This is a genomic window from Methanosarcina sp. UBA411, assembly GCF_002495725.1.
Classification (GTDB): Archaea; Halobacteriota; Methanosarcinia; order Methanosarcinales; family Methanosarcinaceae; genus Methanosarcina.
The window spans coordinates 1-18,683 of the sequence record NZ_DAGK01000024.1; the positions used below are offsets into that span (position 1 = coordinate 1).

Consider the following 18,683-nt stretch of genomic DNA (forward strand, 5'->3'; position numbering starts at 1 on the left):
CACCTATGGCCATGGTGCCAAAAAAACCTCATTTTACAAAAAAAGTAATGATTTAGATAATTAAAGAGAAAAACGAAGAGGCGAGGGTTCACTTCATCCCCAATCTAAAGGTCGGGGTATTCGTGACCCTCTGCGCTCCCTTGTAATAAATTGAATTTTGTTTTCAGTTATCAGTCTCACCGTAAGAGGTTGTTAGAGAGATTGAAACAGCCCAGAAATAAATATAATGTGACAAAAAGTCCCAAGAAACCATATCCATCATCTAAAATTTGTCTTTCACCGAGCGAAGCTCGGGCCAGGCAGAAAAAGCAAAAAAAACAAAAATAAAGGCTTTTTAGAAACGGAACACTGTAAATTTTTTAGTTTTTAAAACTATGAACACTGGAGATCTATTTACAGAAAATAGAACACTCAAGCCAGGCCAAAGAAGCAAAAAAATGATGAAAGGTTTTTCGCATACAGGAGTCAGTAAATTCTCATTTTTTAGAAAACAAACACAATGAAGCTATTCTTTCGACTTCTTTTTTTGAAAGGTAACTTTCCTGCGCCGAGCGTGACAAGCTCCATTTAAGATGGCTAATGGCGTTGCTTCAGCTTAGCTAAATTCGCTAATCTAAGGGATTGCCACCAAAAAAAATCAATTGTGTGCGGTCACTCTTTCCTAAACAGGCTGTCCTACAATCTCTTTTAGACAGCGTGAAAAAAAGATTATGGAGATTTCTAAGAAAAATGAATGCCCTTGGTATGATGACTTTACAGCCACCATGTCAAAGGCAGATGTCAAGGGCAAATATCAAGGGTGGATTAGAAGTGCATAACTTGCAAACGCGGGGCATCTGCCACTTCTTCATACTTCTGGGAGAAGGCACGGAAGGACTCAGTATACTGACGACCGCCCGCAGGATCGTTAATCCGCAGGGAGGTGCCATCGACTGTGCCGTCTCCATATATGCCACGAACTACACGTGCGTGAATGGCCCAGAGGTCACCTGGAGCTTCATCGGCGATCACGATAAGAGGGCCATGAAGCTCAAGTAATTCCCGCATGCCGTTTACAGTGTAGCACATGGGCGGCTCACCAGTCATTTTACATGCTTTAGCAAAGTCTCCATGCTCCTCTGCGGGTAGTCCTTGGTTAGCATCGAACATGGCCCGGTATTTCGCACCTGCCTTGTCCATTGCAGCCTCAATAGTATATGACTTTTTATCCTTCCAGGAAATCATCATGGTCGCAACCGTGGCCCAGCAGGTCATACTCGAGGGCTGCGTAATGATCGGCGCGATCCCAGGAACAGTGTAATTAAAATAGGTTCCGGTACCGCCGGTTTTGGGCTCGTTAACCTCGACCAATTCCGTCCCACGGCTGATCTTGATATTCGGTGCTTTTTGCTGCGACTGGGACTTGATCAGATCCTGAACTTCCTTCTCCTGGGTCAGGGTTGTCGGTTTCGCAGTCGGTTCACCCACCATAGAGCTCAAGGCACTGTAAGCAAGCTTGTTGGCCTGGTCTCTGGAAATCTGCTTGCTGCTTTCAGCTTCCTGAATGGTTTTCAGTGTCTTACCGATATCTTTCTTCATAGCATCCTGCTTCTTGAGATCGGCAGCCATACCTACAAGATCGGTCACGCTTTGGGACGTGGTCTCTAGAGCTTTCAGTGCATTGGCCTGGGTGCCAGTCAAGCCGGTCATATCCTTAAAGACATCGCTCTTGCCAAGGAGATTAAGTGCTGCACCTAGGCCGGTAGGATCGGGTGAAGCAGGTGCCGTCTGCATAGCGATGATACTTGAAGGTAGATCCTTGACCTGCAGATTGCCCACATCCGAGCGTCGGGTACTGGTGGAAATAGGGTCGATAATTGTGGCTTTGGCATCACAAGGGACTTCGGAAAAGCGCCAGTGTCGGGAATCATCGATTTCTTCGCAGCTGTTGCATTTACCCATTACGGATTCCGCATAGACGCCTTTAGTCGGGACACTGATCCGGAACGGGTCCGGCTTCGTGGTTGGTTGATAGTAGGCCAACAGGTCTTCGACGCCCTTGAATACGGGATCAAGACGCTCGCCGGGTACGGCCTTGAGCACAAGATTATTCCCTACGATACCCATTATTCTGTTCTCGACAACACTAGCGACACTCTTACCGCCTGAATTTGGTGCAATGTAGCCATCTAGCAGGCCGAACAACCGGCTGGCATCCATGCTGTACCAGATCACCTTATGGGCCATTTCCAAGTGCTCGTTCAAAAAACTGACCAAAGCGGCGGCAGCTTCGCGGTCCTCCTTTCTCGGATCCCTCAGCTCGTTGTCGGAAAGTGGCGTATATATCAATGCCGCATCGGTCTTTCTCTGAGTCTCAAAAAAGGGTGGCGTACTGAGGCCGATTCGCACCTCTACCTTATTGATTATATCATTGTTAACCCGACTGTTCCTGACAATGTATTCGTTCAAATGTTTGGTTCGGTAATAGAGATAGACCGACCGTAATATGATCTTGGAAGAAGCGTCTACGGTTGTATTGGCGCGAAAACGCAGATGCTTTATTTGGCGCCGGGTGATATTCTGTGTCACTTGACTAGCGAGTTTTACTTCCAGAGGAACTCCACGATTGTAATTCGAGAGTAAGGTAAAGTCCAGCTTCAATGGTCTTTCAGTACCATCCTCTGCGATGGCATCAATCTCGATATTATCGATAAAAGTGCGAACGATTTCCGGAGCGTATTGTGTTTCGAAAACGGCATCCTTTTCGGCTTCAGTCAGCGGGACTTCACGCTCCAGCGTAAATTCCATCGAGCCGAAAAACCACGGGAACGGCACGTTCAGATCGTATGTTTCGGTTTTTTTCATTTCGTCGATTGCACTTTTATAAGGGCGTTTGAGTTCGAACGAGATTGAAAAATTACCGCTAAAATCCTCAATCACTTCATCCGCGTAGCTGCCGACAGGTAGGTCAGAATCGGCGTAATTATTGGAGATCCGCTCTATGGCATCAAAGCCTCTGATCAGTTTTTGGCCATAAACAGCCCGGCGTAGAGTGTTCCTCCAGCGAAGGATCTTTTGATGATCGAAGAGGCTCATCGGCAGCGGGACAAACAGGCACTCCTGGACGTCCACAAGTTCCGTTTCGATCGCATAATGTTTCAGTACTTCGAAATATTCCACAGTCATGGCATGACAATGGTTATTGTTTTTAATCACCTCGGTCTGTACCGTCATGTTCTCGGCTTGCCCGACGGTCTGTATGACCGTGCTACGTTGGTTCCTGAGCGATGAGGCCGACTGAGCGATACTATCCTGCAGCCGGTTCAATGTACTGCCTGCCAGATCCCGAGATGAGTTTTGCGTAGCAGTAGAACTGGATGAGGCACCTGAATGGGAAACGCCTCCCGCAATGCCGAGGCCTAATGAGTTGCCTATGAACCCAAAGGCGCCACCGATACCACCACTGGTGGAGCCTGTCTTATTGGTTGAGCTGGCATTGATACTCTCCCGGAAAGACGAACTGATTATTTCACTGATATCACGGTCGTGTGAAATATCGGCTACTAAGGCCTCTGTGATTGTTTGGCTCTCGCTTCGGGCGGAGCGTTCTTCACGATCCCAGTCGATAATCGCTATCTGCTTTTCCTGGCAGGGCGCCAGCGGCAAGCTATAGAGTAAATCCCCGAGCGAATACCCATCAGCCTTCCATTTTTGCTTGAAGTGCAGGATATGGCCGTGCGCAATCGTGGTATTTTCATAAATCGTGGGAGTTTCATCCCAGTCTATACTATTCTCGACTGTCAGTTCCTTACGACCGGGATGGTTGGAGATGTAGGCGCGCTCAATATCCTCGATTTTATTGATGGCGGTGTAGATCTGCCTTTTCAGTCTGTTCAATGAACTTTTGATGGGGTTGTAGTTCTCGATAAAGTAATTATCTTCTAAAGAGATCATGAAGGCCGTGCTTGAGGTATAGAAACTGTGGAACTGCTCCAGCAGATTGAGAAATGCCGCGATGCTAGTAATAAATACATCGTAGTTGGCGCGAATCATCAGGATCTCACCGAGCGAGAAGATGGCTTTATTGCGCAGCACTTCCTTCGTGTCTTCAAACTGATGTATCAAGCACCGAATACCCATTGTTTTCTTTTTCACAGTGGGTGGGCAGGGTTCGAAATTGTATGCACCTTTTTCGCTCACCTGTGCCAGTTCGGTCACCAAACGTCGCAGATATCCAAGCAGTTCTTCTTGATCCTGAGATTCATTTGTGGTCGTGTCTACATCCTGGATCAGCTTTACCCCACGGGTTTTCATGACGGCAATGAGCCCGGAATCCGCAAAGGGTTGCTGCATTAGTTCACTAATATCAGAAACGAATTCTTCAAACTGTATGGCCAGTTTGCTATTAGGTTCAACAAACTTTGCATACTTCTGGATGTGTCCAAGGATAGATTCCAGGGTAGCGTAATTCAAAGCATTCTTGGATGTCAAGGTCTCGCAGTAGGTCTTAGCTTCCTGAACTCCGTATTTACCACAGTAGGCAGCGGCCAGTTGTTGATGTAATTCCTGCAACTTCGCCTTTCGGCGCGCCTGCTCGGACAGTATTTTGACCAAAAGGCTGAAGTTGGTTCCTGGACTCACCTGCAGCAGATCTTGTGTGCTTAATTTGAGCTGCGTGGTTCCTGAAGGCACTTTCAGGTAGTAAACCGGCGAGGCCGGAGCAGAGGTTTGCGTGCTTTTTATCCGCACCGCATTATCCATTTCAGCTGTCGTTTTTTCTTCATCCACTGTGTAAGGAATGATGGATAAAGTATTGAATGAATTGTTGAGTCTGCCGAAAATTGTGAAGAGCTCGTCGGAGATGGCCAGCAGTTCATCTTTTATGTATTTGCTTTCTTTAGCCGTAATAGTAAGGCCTTTGATCTCAGGTTCCGTGGTCCTAACAGTATGGTAAAAGCTGAATTCTTCCAGGGTGCGGTTCGGGATCGTAAAATCGACACATCTCCCTCCCAGATCCTGGGAAAATGAGGGGCTGCTAACCAGATCTTCCGCATCCGGTAGATTAGGAGTTCCGCTGCTGGACAGTACCTCACTGGGTAAGCCAGACAGATCAGCGACCAGGATGATATCTTTGGGGATTTTCTTGTTGTCGAGGGTTATCGGGATGGGTGTACCCTCAAGTCCGGCAATAAGTCCGTAGGCTCCTTCATGAGTCTTATTATCCACCCGCCCGAAGAAATAGCCCCCACGATCTGTCTGTGCAGAGAAGATCGGGCGATAGCTTTGGCTATCCACGGCAGCATTCGGATCATCACTTGCCATGATGACGATCTGAATGCCGGCAACTTTCTTCTCCCCAGAAATATCAATGACTTTGCCCGCAACCTTTCGAGAGGCATTCAGAACCGGGCTTGATTCATTGAATTGAATAACCTTGGGGTCCACGTGCAGGATCAGGGGTTGTGTGTCATCTTCTACATTTTCTGATAAAATAGCTGCATTCAGACTTCCAAAACTGTAGTTCTGAGTGCCCAATTGCTCACCATCCGGTGCAAACGCCGCGATCGTGATTGATTTCCCGCCTAGTAGATCCTGATTGGGTAAGAAAAAACGGAAGGCTCCGTTTCGTTCGACATCAATGCGATCCCTACTGTAAATCGAATTACCTCCAATTTCCTGAATGTAGCTGACCTTCAAAAAATGGCCCAGATACTCGTCAGTGATGGGTCCGTTATCAGTGGGTTTCAAAAAACCGTTGATGCTGACTCTATTCATACTTGATCCTTCTCCAGTGTCTCAAGTCTCTTAAACAGGTCTTTGTTATTTTTACCCTGGAGCTACTCACGTTTACTATCATAGTCAGGAAGCACAATCCTTGTAACTAACCCCTTCAGACCTCCAAGTACCTCCAACGGCAAATAAATTATAAAAACACATATCTGAATATAAAATACTTGTGAAATAAATTTAAAAGAATTTTTATTATTTTTCTTATATTTCCATTACACTCAAAATAGAAATTAAAAATTAAATGGGTTTTCTCGGGATTTAAAGCCATTATACCCTTTCTCTCAGGGGATTACTTCAAGAATAAAGTTGAAAGTTCATAGAAAAAACGATTTTGTAAGTGGCACTGTGTGAGTAACGATATACTATCAGTCAAAAAATATATATATTCGTATACTGTATTAGGTTGTGCAGACTGCCAAGGTGGCGGAGCGGTCACGCAATCGCCAGCAGAGCGATTCAGTCCTGGTTCAAATCTGGACTTTGGCTTTTCTAATTTTAAAAAATAACATTTTCATTCCTGTGAATGACTTTTGTTTTTTGGTATCGTTAACTTTTTACGTCTTCATTGATATCGTTTTATTTTCTACGTTTTATTTTCTATATTGTAGTCCGCTTGAACGAACGAAGTAAGCAAAGCGGACAGAATGTTGTCGAAGCAGAATTCGGACCGTCATCCCGAAATAAGAGTCGGACGGCAGAGCCACAACTCTGCTGGAAAAACATTTATCATGCCCTGAGATATATAAAAAATAGTCATGAATAACAGCTAATCCAACCAGATACGGGCCGCTGATCTATTGACAAAAGACAAACGCATAAGGTTTCCATCAGGTTCATATCAGGCTTTCTATAAAGGCATCAATTACAAAATAGACCCTGAAAATGACATCGTGGAAATGACCCAGAGACTAAATCCCAGATATAGTCCTGAAAGCAGGGAAGAGGCTGTTAATCTGGCAAATAAACTTGGAGTAGAAAAAATTCAAAAAAGGGCCAGATTATTCTCAAAACTACTTCTCCTTTCAATATTACTATTCCTACTTTTAATGCTTTCTCCTACTTTTTTCTCCATAAAATCCGAAGGCTTTCTATCAGCCGGAAAATTTTTAACGATTGTGTCAGAGGTTGCTTTCCTATATATGTTTGGTTATTACAGGGCCATTGTGAATTATTGTACGGACTCATACTGCGAAAAATGCAGGAAGCATTTCGTTTTTGAGGAATTTCAGGCTCCTCTCGTAAAAGAAGAAAGCAAAATCGACACATATACAAAAACCCTAACAAACTATTGGCATTGCATAAACTGCGGGCATGAAGATGTAAAAGTCGAACCTCAACCCATAGATCACCATCGCGAGAAAAAACAGGACAATTTAAATGAAGATACCTGCGAAGAATGTGGGAAAGAGCATGCAATCGAAGAATATAGAAGTGTTGACGTTTTAAATTACGTTTTCAGAAAGAAAATAAGGTATTTTAAATGCAGAAACTGCGGCTACCGTGAAATCAGACTAAATAGAAGATTCAAATTTGTTTAATAACCTCAAGCTATCTCCAGTCTATATATTTTTTATATTATTTTGAGAATAGTAATAGGAGAATGATAACAGATTAAATAGTATGGATTAAACCATTGTGGATATTCATGCTCAAACCCAGAAATACCAAAAATGAGATAATAATATGAACTCACATGTTCATCTGAAATACAGTTTTTACGGTAGAATGGAGGAGCTTTCTTGCTCCTGTTTAAAGCCTTAAAAACTGTATTTCAGGGATTGTTCTCTCATGAGATATCTTTTTCTGGAAGCCTAAAAGTAACAAATCTAAGGCTTTCTCCAACTTTGGCTTTTCCACTGTTTATAACTACAGGTAATGCCCTTTTTGTGCCAGCTGAGTGCTTAGATTTTGCCTTTACACCATGCCTGAGGAATTTGAATTCCTTCGAAAGCATTGCTAGAGCTACTATCGCCATGATATATTCCGTAGCCGGAGATGCAGCCCAGACTCCATCCAGCCCGAAGAAAGCAGGCAGGATAAAGAGCAGAGGAAAGAGAACGACAAAAATCTTCCCGAGGGAGATGAAGAGTGATTCTCTGACCCTATTTATTGACTGGTAATAGATAGCAGTAAGGAGTACGATTCCTTCAACGAGCAAAGAGAACATGATTATCTTCATTCCTCGTAGGGTAATCACCATAAGTTCGGAGTCTCCCTGGCTGAAGATCTGCACCACTTTTTCCGGAAAGAGGTTGATTAGCACAAATCCGAAAGCTCCGGTAAGGATGCACGAAAGTAGTGTCAGCTTCAGGGTTTTTGAAACTCTTTGATAATAGCCAGCTCCGTAATTGAAACTTATAATCGGCTGCACTCCCAGAGCCATTCCCTCGAAAAGCATTGAGAATATTGAAACGACATATCCTATAATGCCATAGGCTGAGACCGCAAGTTCGGAACCATACCCAAGTAGCATGTAATTGTGTGCAAAGAGCACGAGAGCCAACGATAGCTGCATCACGAAAGACGGAAAGCCGGCTCTGAGGATCTGGGTCTCGAGTTTGAATTTCATAGCTTTAAGCCGGAGTCTCAATTTTGCCTCGCTGCCAAAAAGATAACGCATAAACAGCACTGCCGGGAGAGCAAAGGCAATTATTGTGGCAAGAGCGGCACCCATCATTCCCATGTCCAGCTGCATGACGAAAAGGTAATCAAGCACAAGATTTACAATTACCCCTGCAATCATGATGCTCATACAAAGCCTGGGTTTCCCGTCGTTCCTGACCAGAGGTTCAAGAGCAACTGAAAGGATCATAAAGACTGAGCCAATTAAGATAATCCTCAGATATTCATGGGCAAAATCGAGAGCAGGCCCACTGGCTCCAAGGATGCTGATCGAAGTCTCACAAAAAACCAGTCCGGCTACGGTAAGAACTGCTCCTGTAAGAAGACAGAGGGAAAAAGCATTGTGTACTATATCCAGGGCTCTCCTGAAATTCCCCTTTCCAAGTTGCAGGGCCGCAAGACTTGATGCACCGATCCCGATAATTACTCCCATGGCAATAATGACCATATAAACAGGATAGGCAAGAGTGACTGCTGCAAGCCCCTGGCTTCCTATAGCATTTCCTATAAAGAAGCCGTCAATGATTCCCTGAATTCCGGCAATAACAACTCCAACGACGGTCGGGAATACAAATTTCAAGAATAGATTCACTATATTCCCGGACCTCATCTCTTCGTTACTTACCATTCCAGGCCCTCCTTACGTGTTAAAGCCAGCTTTTCAGAGACCAGCTTTTTAGAGGCCTGATTTTGAAACTCCGGGACTATTTTTGCGGTTGCCAGGTGGAAGAACCTATTCAAAGAGAGGTAAGTTGTATTGTGTTTCTGTAAAGATCTGTATCTTCTTAAAATTTCACCTATTCTTGAGGGATCGAGGTAGTAAGATTTGATCCTCTCAAATAGTTTAAGTGGGGTCATAACTCATCCTGGATGAAGCTTCTGAAAATACGCAGATTCAATTATAGTTGCCTTGTTGCAAAATTAATTAGTCTGTCTATGCCAAACTGGTAACTGCATATAATCTGTGGGTTAATTTGTGCGCATTCCTGCAGCATTCATTCGTTTTACGAAGCTTCACCGTTTACTAAAGGGAAAAAGAGGATTCAAACGAACCAAGAATCCTGTCCAACCAGCAACAAAGCAAGTAAAACCAGATTCAGATAGTATCTGATTACAGCTAATTATTACAGCTAATATTATGTAATGGAAGAATATTTATGTACATATATAGATTTGCACTCTTTCTTAATTTAACAGGTTATATTATTGGAGGTCTTAAAAACACCTAAGTAGATAAACTAGCCCTATTTTATGCACAAACACTAATTAATAGATCTAAAGCTGAAAACGTGAATAAAATGGTTCAGCTTCAGGTAAAAATTCTGGAAAAACATTAAATTTGCTCACGGGCTATTAAATTTACAAATAATCAGAAATAAACCTGAAATTGAATATCTATCGATTAAAAAGAATCATCTTATTACAATAGCAAGTTTAAAAAATTTTCAGATTTACAACAAGTATTCTATACAATAAAAAGATCAAGGGCTTACCCATCCATTTTTATGCGAGAAATACCTTTCCGTTTTAAATTGAACTGAACTTATTTCCGATAATGACTACCCTTAATAATTAATTTTATAATTATTAAATTAATAATTATTACCAATACTTATATTTTCATAGCAAGCCGCTAAGCTTTTCATGTAAATTATTTCCATAGCCTTATCTTGAAACTTGTAAAAACCTTCCGGCCACCGGAAAGAAGAAACTGATCTAAAATGTCTACTAAAAATATTACCTGTACTTCACCTGAAGTCCTGGCTCCCGTAGGTGACGAAGAGGCCCTGCTTGCTGCAATTCGAGGGGGAGCTGATGCTGTATATCTTGGAGTCGGCGAATTTAATGCCCGCCAGGGTGCAAAGAATTTCACTCTTGATAACCTTGATGCAGCCGTGAAACTGGCCCACTCGCATGGAGTTTTAGTTTACTTGGCTCTCAATATTCCGATCAAGCAAAAAGAGCTGCAGCACGCGCTTGAGATAGTAGATTGTTCATATGCAGCCGGAATTGATGCGGTTATTTTTCAGGATTTGGGGCTCCTCAAGCTTTTAAAGGAGATCTATCCGGACCTGGAGCTTCACGCAAGCACCCAGATGACTATCCATAATAAAGGAGGAGTCGATTTTTTATCAGGCCTGGGAGCAAAAAGAGTTATAGTCTCAAGGGAACTTACCGCGGCTGAGGTAAAAGATATCGTGGATCACTCAAACGCGGAAATTGAGGTTTTCGTCCATGGGGCCCTTTGCTACTCCTATTCTGGCAAATGTCTTTTCAGCAGTTTCCTGCATGGCAGAAGCGCAAACCGGGGAGCCTGTGCCCAACCCTGTCGACGCCGGTACAGATTCGTGGTAAACGGCAGGGAGGTTGACGAAAGGCACATCGGAGGCAGTTATCCCATAAGCTGTGCCGAGCTTTCCACTCTCACAGGGCTTGAAGAAATCATAAAAACCGGAGTTGTAAGCCTTAAAATCGAAGGCCGGATGAAAAAGCCCGAGTACATTACTGCAAGTGCCGCTGCCTATAAAGCTGCAGTAGAAGGCATCTGCGGTCCGGGAGAGAACCCGACAAAAGAGGAACTTGAAGCAAGGGAAGCCGAGCTTGCAAAACTCTTTTACAGGGGTTTTACAAGAGGTTTCATACTAGGAGAAAAAGGCGTATCCCATCCCAAATACAGCTCAAACTACGGGGCATTCCTTGGAAAAGTCCTTGATATTTCCCGCTCAAAAGGGAACACGAAACTTACAGTTCGATTGAATGAAGACATCCAGGTAAAAGACGGTATAAGTATTTTCACACGGGAGAGAATGCTTGGCTCAGCAGTTACAGGCATAATCACGATTTCAGGCGAGCATATAAAAGATGCAGAAAAAGGTGAAAAAGTAGGGCTTGAAATCAGCTCGAAGACCGGAAGAGCAGTCCAGAGAGGCGACGAGCTTTATCTCACAACAGACACGAGACTCCTCGATACTCTTCAAAAAACAAAACTGAAAACGCTTCCTGTAAGCCTGAAAGTAAGAGCCAGAAAAGGAGAGCAGTTTACGGTTATAATTGAAGAAGAAAGTAAAAAGCTCAGAGAGGCCGGGAAAAGTAAGGAGAAGGCTACTGCGGAATTCACGGATGATTACATTGTCCAGGAAGCCGAGAAAAACCCTACCACGGTTGAGCAGATAAGAAAAGCAATGGAAAGCCTTGGAGATACTCCTTTTGAGGCTAAATCTGTCGAGATCGAAGCTGATGAAAACATTTTCATTCCTGTCAGCGTGCTGAAGAACGCAAGGAGAAAGGCTGCAGACCTCCTGCTGGAAAAAATTCTCAGTGGAGATAAAAAAGAGCAAAAACACCCGGATCTTGCAGATTTCAATTACCTTTACAGTTCTGAAAGCTGCAGCAGCGAAGCAAGTAATCAATATGACAACGCTCCAGCCTTCAGGGGAACCCAGAGAAACTCAGCTTCAAAACGACTCCTTCTTAGCGTTGAAGTAAATGAAAGTTCCTCTCTCTTTGAGGCTGCATTTGCCGGCGCAGATATAATATATATTCCGGTTTCAAAGATTGAAGAGCTGACTGCGCCCGAGAATGCGGAAAAACTTGAAGATTTGAAAGCCGAAAAGGTTGAACTTGTTTTCAGGGTTCCCCTGATAAATCATGATCATGAACTGGATAAACTCAAACCCCTGCTGGAAAAAGTAAAAACCGCAGGCTTCGGGATAGCCTGTTCCGATTTTGGGGTCGTACAGCTTGCAAAAGAGCTTTCCATACCTTTTGCCGCAGGAAAGGAATTCAATATTTTCAACGCTTTTACAGCCAGTATTCTCTATCAAGCAGGAGCGTATCGAGCAACCCTTTCAAGTGAACTGAACCTAAGTGAGATAAAAAACATCTGTGAGGCAATCCAAACCTGCAAGAGCTCAGGACAGACCGAAATTTTCGTTTACGGTAGAGAACTTATGCTCATTACGGAAAATGATCTTTTAAAGCCCCTTATTGACAGAAGAATTGTAAGAAAGGACAGCGAGGTACTTCTCATTGACCAGGAAGATTCCGAGTTTCCGGTAGAGCATCTGGGGACCCGGACCCTTATTTACAATTCAAAAGTGCTTGATATGCTGAAATATGTTAAAAACCTGAAAGATTACGGTGTGGATGTGCTTCGACTTGATCTTTCCTTCAATAATCAGATCGAGATAAAAGAGATCATAAAGGCATACAAAGAAGCTCTTGCAGGAAAAGAAACCAGGCTGAAGCCTGCAAGAGGGGTTGAGTATACTACAGGGCATTATTTTAAGGGAGTTTAAGTGAAACTCCTTTAAATAAAAAACGATTACCCCTTGATATGTGAAATAAGAGGAATAAGACAGCAAAATCGCATTCAGGAAAATATCAAGAAAAACAAGTTATCTGCTGAAGAAATTACAATAAACTCTCTTACTCTATTTATAAAACCCAAAAAATTCTCCGTGTTAAAATTTAAAAAAATTAAAAGTTGCCTGCAAAGCCAGCAACTACTTAAGCCCTAAAATTAGAAAGGCTATAATCTGCAAACGGATTTTACGCATCTGTTTTTAATGCAACTTAAAAATCTATCCTTGCTTACAATTATTTAGTCATGACTACTAATCCGACAATCTTCTGTCCAGAGTACCAGACCTTAACCTGGAATTCGTCAGGGTTAGCAAATGCATTTTGTACAGAAGTTTCAATATTGCTGGATGGGTTGGATAAATATCTCCAGTCATTACCTACATAGAGCCAAAGAGCTCTCGCGTTGGAGGCAGGATATGCCTTCAGTTCAAGCCAGTACTCTGTTGCTACGTTGCTGGTCACAGCTGTTGTGGACATTGATTTTCCCAATGTGGCTGGAGCTGTTGACTGCTGACCGCCTGAGCCCAGAGCCACTCCCTTATCTTGAGAAGATGCAGCACTCAAGACCGATGGAACCGCTGCCAGGATTAAACATATCATTAAACCTGCTATTATAAGCCGATTTTTTAACATATTTTACACCTCAAATTCTTTTCCCTATTATATTTTCATACTCACCGTGCTTTCTAATTTCTAATTTTTCTCGAGAAATTTACACGTGTTAGAAGGAAGATTTCAAAAAATAAACCCCGAGAAATATGTCAAGTATTTGCTATACTTACTAAATGTGATATCAAAGTCCTTATATATGATACTTTTGACAGAATTTTTATTTAATATTTTTATTATAGATAATGTCAAATGTTAAGGGCAAGTACAGTAAAACTTACTAAAATTAGTGTGCACAGATAGTTTATTGCTTCACTACTGATTTAAATTAACCTTGTAAGTCTCATGCTAATAAGCACGCGGTATTCCATCACAAAGCAATATATGATTTTGAAATATCAGCAATTTAGTTTGAGATAATAATTCAAGGTAATTATATAAGAAAAAAATAATTATTTGAGTAATTTATCATATATTGTAAAAATCGCGCTTGATATAGTTTTTTGCTTTATATACCTTGTACCGCTGGATATGGACGGATCGACCATCCGATTGTAAAAGATCTTAGATATTCTTACACCCGCCATGTCAACATACTTGTAAAACAGATAGCTCAAGGGTATGATTAATAATAAAGACAAGAAACATGAAATGAAAACAGCTGTCCCATATGAAAATACTGAATGAAGGAAGAGGAACAGTGCGCAGGTGAAGCTGCTTATTACTAGAAAATGTATCAGATACAGAGAGTAAGATATTTTTCCGAGAAATACCAGCACTGAGGAAGAAAAAATGTTTTGTAGCCATCGGCTGTTCAATAAAACATACATTATCATGCCGGCGCCCAGAATATGATAGGTCAGCTTTGGTGTTTGGAAGAGGCCGTTATTGAGGAAACCATATAGCGAATCGTTTGTCACAGTGCCTACAGGATATGATCCGAGAAACAACCCTGAAATCAGTAGAATAGACAATATTATTTTATTATCTGTTTTAAACATCGACGTCTTACTGTTGAACGTGTCGGCGAGTACCATTCCAATTACAAAGGCAAAATAGTAGGAATTGAAGAAAAGCACGGCTGCTGCAAGGTAGAATGTCCAGCGGGTACGTTGTACCCCGAACAGTAAGGCCATTGCGAAAACAAGCATTGACCCATAAAATTCTATTGTCATCGTCCACAAAACCGGATTATAGGTATCTTCACCTGCAAAAAACGATCCCCAAACCGCCTGCTTAACCGCGTCGACAATGTCTGGTGTAAAGGTCCAGTAGTTGGCATAATTATTATTTCCAGAAATCATTACAGTTTCAATATAATAATGAAATACTCCGGTTGATGCTAATAAGAATGCTAAAATAATCGCTGCGAATACAGGAACAAACAATCTTATATATCGACGTACAGCGCCGCTTATAATTATTTTTTTGTCTTTCGTTCTAAAATATTTATAGGTTAATACGTAGCCACTGAGAACAAAGAAGATGCAGACCGAAAAGTTCCCGGCTCCAATTAATCCCAGGGGTGTACTCGAAAAAAGCTGTTCAAGGCCCCCAAAATGTGAGGGCATCCGATCACTATAGATTATTGCCGGGACTAATAAGATGAAGAAGTGCATTATCATAACATTAATCGCAGCTATACCGCGTAGTCCATCAAGATAGTTGATCTTGTCGGTCATACTTATTGCTCAAAGAGGATTTATTTAAACAGTCTTTATAATACTCCCATAATAAGGCCACGTGTAATAAATAAGGTTCAACTCCAGCTTAATCACAAAAGATCTGCCATCGCAGTCGCAGAATCCATCGAAAGATAATGATAGCTACAGATAAAATAAGTCTTTCCATTTGTTCCAATTCTTGATTTAATGGATCTGGATTTTGAATCAGAATGAGCACTGAAAATAATATTTAATGTATATAACTGAGTTCCATTACTTAATTCCAAATTAGAGTTTACTAATTGAAACGTGCGATATATAGAATAGAAAAATATGAGATTATATAGAAAGTTTCTCTTGTTCTAGTTAGACAAAAAAATTCCGAGAAATGGATTCCTTCGAATCCAAATAATTTCCGTTAGTTTTCACTCAATGGCACAAACTTCAATCTTTTAGGATAGTACCTCGTCATCACAGTTAGCTATGAACACTCCGTTATTTAGGATGCCACCTGGCACATTAATTATTCTGTCCTCTATCCAAATTCTGCAATTTTCAGAAATTAAGCATCCTTCCTCCTTTTGGAATATCGAGGAGTGTTTGAAGTAGTTTAATATTACAGTATCTAGGGTTTCCTCATAAAGTCCACATTCTTTGAACTTTTTATTCATATAAACATCGAATGTACCATCGTCATGGAGAATAAAGTGGGTTGTTTTGTTAGCATATTTTCTGGGCATAGGGATCACATTTTTTAATAAATTTAGTTATAGAATTTAATTTTTCAACTTCATGAATAGGGTTTCGCTTTTGATACTGTTTCATTTCAAGTATATAAATTGTTTTTATTAATAATAATAGGATTTACAACAGCATCTATAACAGCAATAAGCCACAATGATATAAGTTTTATCTCTTTAAATTTTGATTATTATTAAAGTTACTGAAATAAAAATTCAAATTTAGCATTGTAATCTCTCATTAGGGATTTTAGCTTTCCAATTAGACTTTATTTGAGATAAGAAGAATACTTGCCGACTACATTTTATCTTAGAGATTAATTTCAATTCCTGTTTTGGTAGATTTTACTCGTGAGCTAACATTATTCATTCTCTTATACTGAATCACGAGATGTTTATAGTCATTAATATATCGTTACTTGATTTAAACCAAGTGTCAGATTTCCAATTACCTCCAATTTACTCCATAAACTTTATAAATTTTTAAAGACATAAATTTAATATGTAACAGTATATGAAATATATGGATGTTTGGTAAAAATAAGGGATATTTCCAGATATCTATATTTATATTTGTTAAATTTCTGAAAGCTTCACTTAAAAAAGTTGGAAAGTATACAAATAAATTTAAAGCCGAAGGGACAGAATAAGAATGGGTGGTAATGTGGGAGACATAGTTGAATACAATCAGCATGTAAAAGTGCCTGGAAAACTCCTTGAGTCTATAGATAGTAGGGCTAAAATCACATTATACAAGGAAGAACAAAAAGCTTTACATGGGTTTGTGCACAACAAAGCTGAACAAAAAACCTATTATTACGACAAAAAAATAACCGAGATGAAGAAAAAGTACGAGATGGATTTTTCAGCTTTTCAGAATAAGATATATTTAAACTCAGTAGAAGTAGATTTTGAAGAATTGAATGATTTCGTACTCTGGGGAGGTTACGTCAAAGCACACAGATACTGGGCACAGTTTTGCTGAATTAAACTTAAAGTACCGATAGTTCAATTAATCCTGCTTGAACCTTTGATTCTCCTGACCTGTCGGACTGTATGTCTATTGATTCTCCTGACCTGTCGGACTGTATGTATATTAGCTTTACACGCCTGACTCGATTTAATTTTAATTAAGCTACGTAAGTTATGGATTTGCACTTAATGTTATAGTAAATTCCTATAGAAAGGACCATTTTCTAAAAGTAATGTAATTTTTTGTCTCCAAAGAAATCTGGAACAATAGATTTTCATGAAGTAATAGATTTAATTAATAGTATCGTGTGAACTTGAAATCTGGTATTAGAAACATTGTTTCAAAACTGTTTTAGTATAGAGCATCTATTATAAAAATAATCACAGTTTTTCAACGCTTACGCAGAAATTAGAATCCGTAGAGATAAAGTTTAACTGTTTATTAGCGTGTCTGGCTTGCCAGTCAAATTAAGGAGTATTTTATCATACACTAATACTTACGCAAAAAGTTTGGGGGTGCAATTATGAATGATATATGCCGTAATTGTGGCGGTAGTGGCAGAGACAGGTGTTTGAATTGTGACGGCGAAGGTGGGAAATGGAAAGAAGTTGAAGGAGAAATGGAGTGGGAAGAATGTTTATTTTGCTTGGGAAATGGAGCTAATAACTGCATCAACTGTGATGGAACAGGCAAAACCTGATTATTCAAGGGTTATATAGAAACCAGATAAGAGATACTGTTCACTTATTAAGAACGGGCTTTTTAGCTTTCTCTTAGATTTCGAATCTCTTTTTAATTTTATTTGTACCTATTTTGCCTGCATCAACCTACAAAATCTCCCCAAATTTTCCGATAGGAATAGAGAAATCAAAAATGTCAGCTCTTTGAAACTTAATGACGAACATCTTGCAGGGAAGATCAAGTCTGTAATCTAGCAATATACTTTCTTTTTCACTGTTAGTTTTAATCTTCTTTATAGAAAGGAAAATATAAAAAACTGTCTTGTATAAATATTAGGAAGCTTTTGTATTATTAAGAAGGATTTATTAACTGAGAAATAATTGTTTGTATATATAAAGTAGATTTTATATAGTTACAAAGAATAATTTGTAGACATTTCCGCACATTAAAAAATATACAGGAGAAAACCGTATGACTCGTGATGATTATATGTTAATTTTGGGATCGAATGTGTATGCAGATCCGGTATACAGGTTGTCATATAAGCCTGATGGGAATAATGGAGACAGAACGCCTTTATTCACTCTTGAAAACTGCGATGAAAGCTTGATTCTGACAACCGAGATCCGGGGTGAGAACTCCGAACTCATAGCAAAAATAGATAAAAACGAATTTATCCAGATAAATGAAAACTTTGATGCACAGGGAGAAATCGAGAAAGGAAACGGCCTCACACTGACAAAAAAAGAGGATGGTACTGTCATATTCAATGCTAGAATTACAGAAGACCAGTATATTGCAGTGACAGGAACTTTTTACGTAAGAAACAAGAAAATCCATATAACTGACCGTACCGTGGAAATAAACGATATGCCCAGAAAAAGCATAAACGGTGTGGATATGCACGATACCATTTTTGTCGGGACCTGTGATATTACGATAACCGATGATGGAGTAAGGGTTTAAAGCACAATCAGTCAATTTTTCTGTTATTTGGTTTTAAGCATGAGTTTTAGGTAGAATTTGACACAAAATATGAGAATCTGATGCAAGTCTGCCCAAGATGTGTGATTATGATTCCGACATTAATATAAACATCTATAATGGAGAGCTAGTTTCTCTCCATTATAGATGGTTCAAATGACTAACGATCAGTTTCCTGAGCAGGATAATTTTTGAGGTTAAAAAATACTTTATGAGTTAGCAAAAACTTATTTTCTCTTTACTTGAAAAGATTGAATAATAATAATAATAATAATA

At 40.4% G+C, this 18,683-nt stretch carries 11 protein-coding genes and 1 tRNA gene; 6 read left to right on the plus strand and 6 right to left on the minus strand.

Annotated features, from left to right (window positions below; translation table 11 throughout):
* Positions 1-804: 804 nt before the first annotated feature.
* Entirely contained in the window at positions 805-5,754 is a 4,950-nt protein-coding gene (locus BP861_RS08650; RefSeq protein ID WP_292374443.1) for a papain-like cysteine protease family protein, read from the minus strand.
* A 429-nt stretch (positions 5,755-6,183) separates the two neighbouring features.
* On the opposite strand from BP861_RS08650, the gene BP861_RS08655 reads away from it, so the two are divergent.
* Positions 6,184-6,255, plus strand: a tRNA-Cys gene (locus BP861_RS08655).
* A gap of 311 nt (positions 6,256-6,566) precedes the next feature.
* Entirely contained in the window at positions 6,567-7,307 is a 741-nt protein-coding gene (locus tag BP861_RS08660; RefSeq protein WP_292374445.1) for a hypothetical protein, read from the plus strand.
* A gap of 248 nt (positions 7,308-7,555) precedes the next feature.
* Here the strand turns inward: BP861_RS08660 and BP861_RS08665 are convergent, their stop codons facing one another.
* A complete protein-coding gene (locus BP861_RS08665; protein ID WP_292374447.1) occupies positions 7,556-9,019 on the minus strand; it encodes an MATE family efflux transporter in 1,464 nt (487 codons plus the stop codon).
* On the minus strand, positions 9,013-9,249 hold the full coding sequence (locus BP861_RS08670) for a hypothetical protein (RefSeq protein ID WP_292374449.1): 237 nt from the start codon (positions 9,247-9,249) through the stop codon (positions 9,013-9,015). The genes BP861_RS08665 and BP861_RS08670 overlap by 7 nt, the downstream gene beginning before the upstream one ends.
* Positions 9,250-10,112: 863 nt before the next feature.
* On the opposite strand from BP861_RS08670, the gene BP861_RS08675 reads away from it, so the two are divergent.
* The gene (locus BP861_RS08675) at positions 10,113-12,689 is read left to right on the plus strand and encodes a DUF3656 domain-containing U32 family peptidase (RefSeq protein ID WP_292374451.1); all 2,577 of its coding nucleotides are present in this window, start codon (positions 10,113-10,115) and stop codon (positions 12,687-12,689) included.
* Between the two features lie 301 nt (positions 12,690-12,990).
* On the opposite strand, the gene BP861_RS08680 is transcribed toward BP861_RS08675, so the two are convergent.
* The 3 genes from BP861_RS08680 to BP861_RS08690 form a co-directional block, all read right to left on the minus strand.
* On the minus strand, positions 12,991-13,356 hold the full coding sequence (locus tag BP861_RS08680) for a hypothetical protein (protein ID WP_292374453.1): 366 nt from the start codon (positions 13,354-13,356) through the stop codon (positions 12,991-12,993).
* A 461-nt stretch (positions 13,357-13,817) separates the two neighbouring features.
* A complete protein-coding gene (locus BP861_RS08685) occupies positions 13,818-15,047 on the minus strand; it encodes an acyltransferase family protein (protein ID WP_292374455.1) in 1,230 nt (409 codons plus the stop codon).
* A 434-nt stretch (positions 15,048-15,481) separates the two neighbouring features.
* Positions 15,482-15,769: a hypothetical protein gene (locus BP861_RS08690; RefSeq protein WP_292374694.1), complete on the minus strand. Its 288-nt coding sequence runs from the start codon at positions 15,767-15,769 to the stop codon at positions 15,482-15,484.
* 652 nt (positions 15,770-16,421) lie between these two features.
* On the opposite strand from BP861_RS08690, the gene BP861_RS08695 reads away from it, so the two are divergent.
* From BP861_RS08695 to BP861_RS08705, 3 genes are all read left to right on the plus strand, one after another.
* Positions 16,422-16,754: a hypothetical protein gene (locus tag BP861_RS08695; RefSeq protein ID WP_292374457.1), complete on the plus strand. Its 333-nt coding sequence runs from the start codon at positions 16,422-16,424 to the stop codon at positions 16,752-16,754.
* A gap of 511 nt (positions 16,755-17,265) precedes the next feature.
* Positions 17,266-17,442 carry a hypothetical protein gene (locus tag BP861_RS08700; RefSeq protein ID WP_292374458.1) on the plus strand — a complete coding sequence of 59 codons (177 nt, stop codon included), beginning with the start codon at positions 17,266-17,268 and terminating at the stop codon, positions 17,440-17,442.
* Positions 17,443-17,894: 452 nt separating this feature from the next.
* The gene (locus BP861_RS08705; protein WP_292374460.1) at positions 17,895-18,389 is read left to right on the plus strand and encodes a hypothetical protein; all 495 of its coding nucleotides are present in this window, start codon (positions 17,895-17,897) and stop codon (positions 18,387-18,389) included.
* The last annotated feature ends 294 nt before the right edge of the window (positions 18,390-18,683 follow it).

Excerpts from the sequence above, each read along its gene's own strand:
- BP861_RS08650 (WP_292374443.1), bottom strand. The coding sequence starts at position 5,754 with ATGAATAGAGTCAGCATCAACGGTTTTTTGAAACCCACTGATAACGGA.
- BP861_RS08665 (WP_292374447.1), bottom strand. The coding sequence starts at position 9,019 with ATGGTAAGTAACGAAGAGATGAGGTCCGGGAATATAGTGAATCTATTC.
- BP861_RS08670 (WP_292374449.1), bottom strand. The coding sequence starts at position 9,249 with ATGACCCCACTTAAACTATTTGAGAGGATCAAATCTTACTACCTCGAT.
- BP861_RS08675 (WP_292374451.1), top strand. The coding sequence starts at position 10,113 with ATGTCTACTAAAAATATTACCTGTACTTCACCTGAAGTCCTGGCTCCC.
- BP861_RS08680 (WP_292374453.1), bottom strand. The coding sequence starts at position 13,356 with ATGATATGTTTAATCCTGGCAGCGGTTCCATCGGTCTTGAGTGCTGCA.
- BP861_RS08685 (WP_292374455.1), bottom strand. The coding sequence starts at position 15,047 with ATGACCGACAAGATCAACTATCTTGATGGACTACGCGGTATAGCTGCG.
- BP861_RS08690 (WP_292374694.1), bottom strand. The coding sequence starts at position 15,769 with ATGCCCAGAAAATATGCTAACAAAACAACCCACTTTATTCTCCATGAC.
- BP861_RS08695 (WP_292374457.1), top strand. The coding sequence starts at position 16,422 with ATGGGTGGTAATGTGGGAGACATAGTTGAATACAATCAGCATGTAAAA.
- BP861_RS08700 (WP_292374458.1), top strand. The coding sequence starts at position 17,266 with ATGAATGATATATGCCGTAATTGTGGCGGTAGTGGCAGAGACAGGTGT.
- BP861_RS08705 (WP_292374460.1), top strand. The coding sequence starts at position 17,895 with ATGACTCGTGATGATTATATGTTAATTTTGGGATCGAATGTGTATGCA.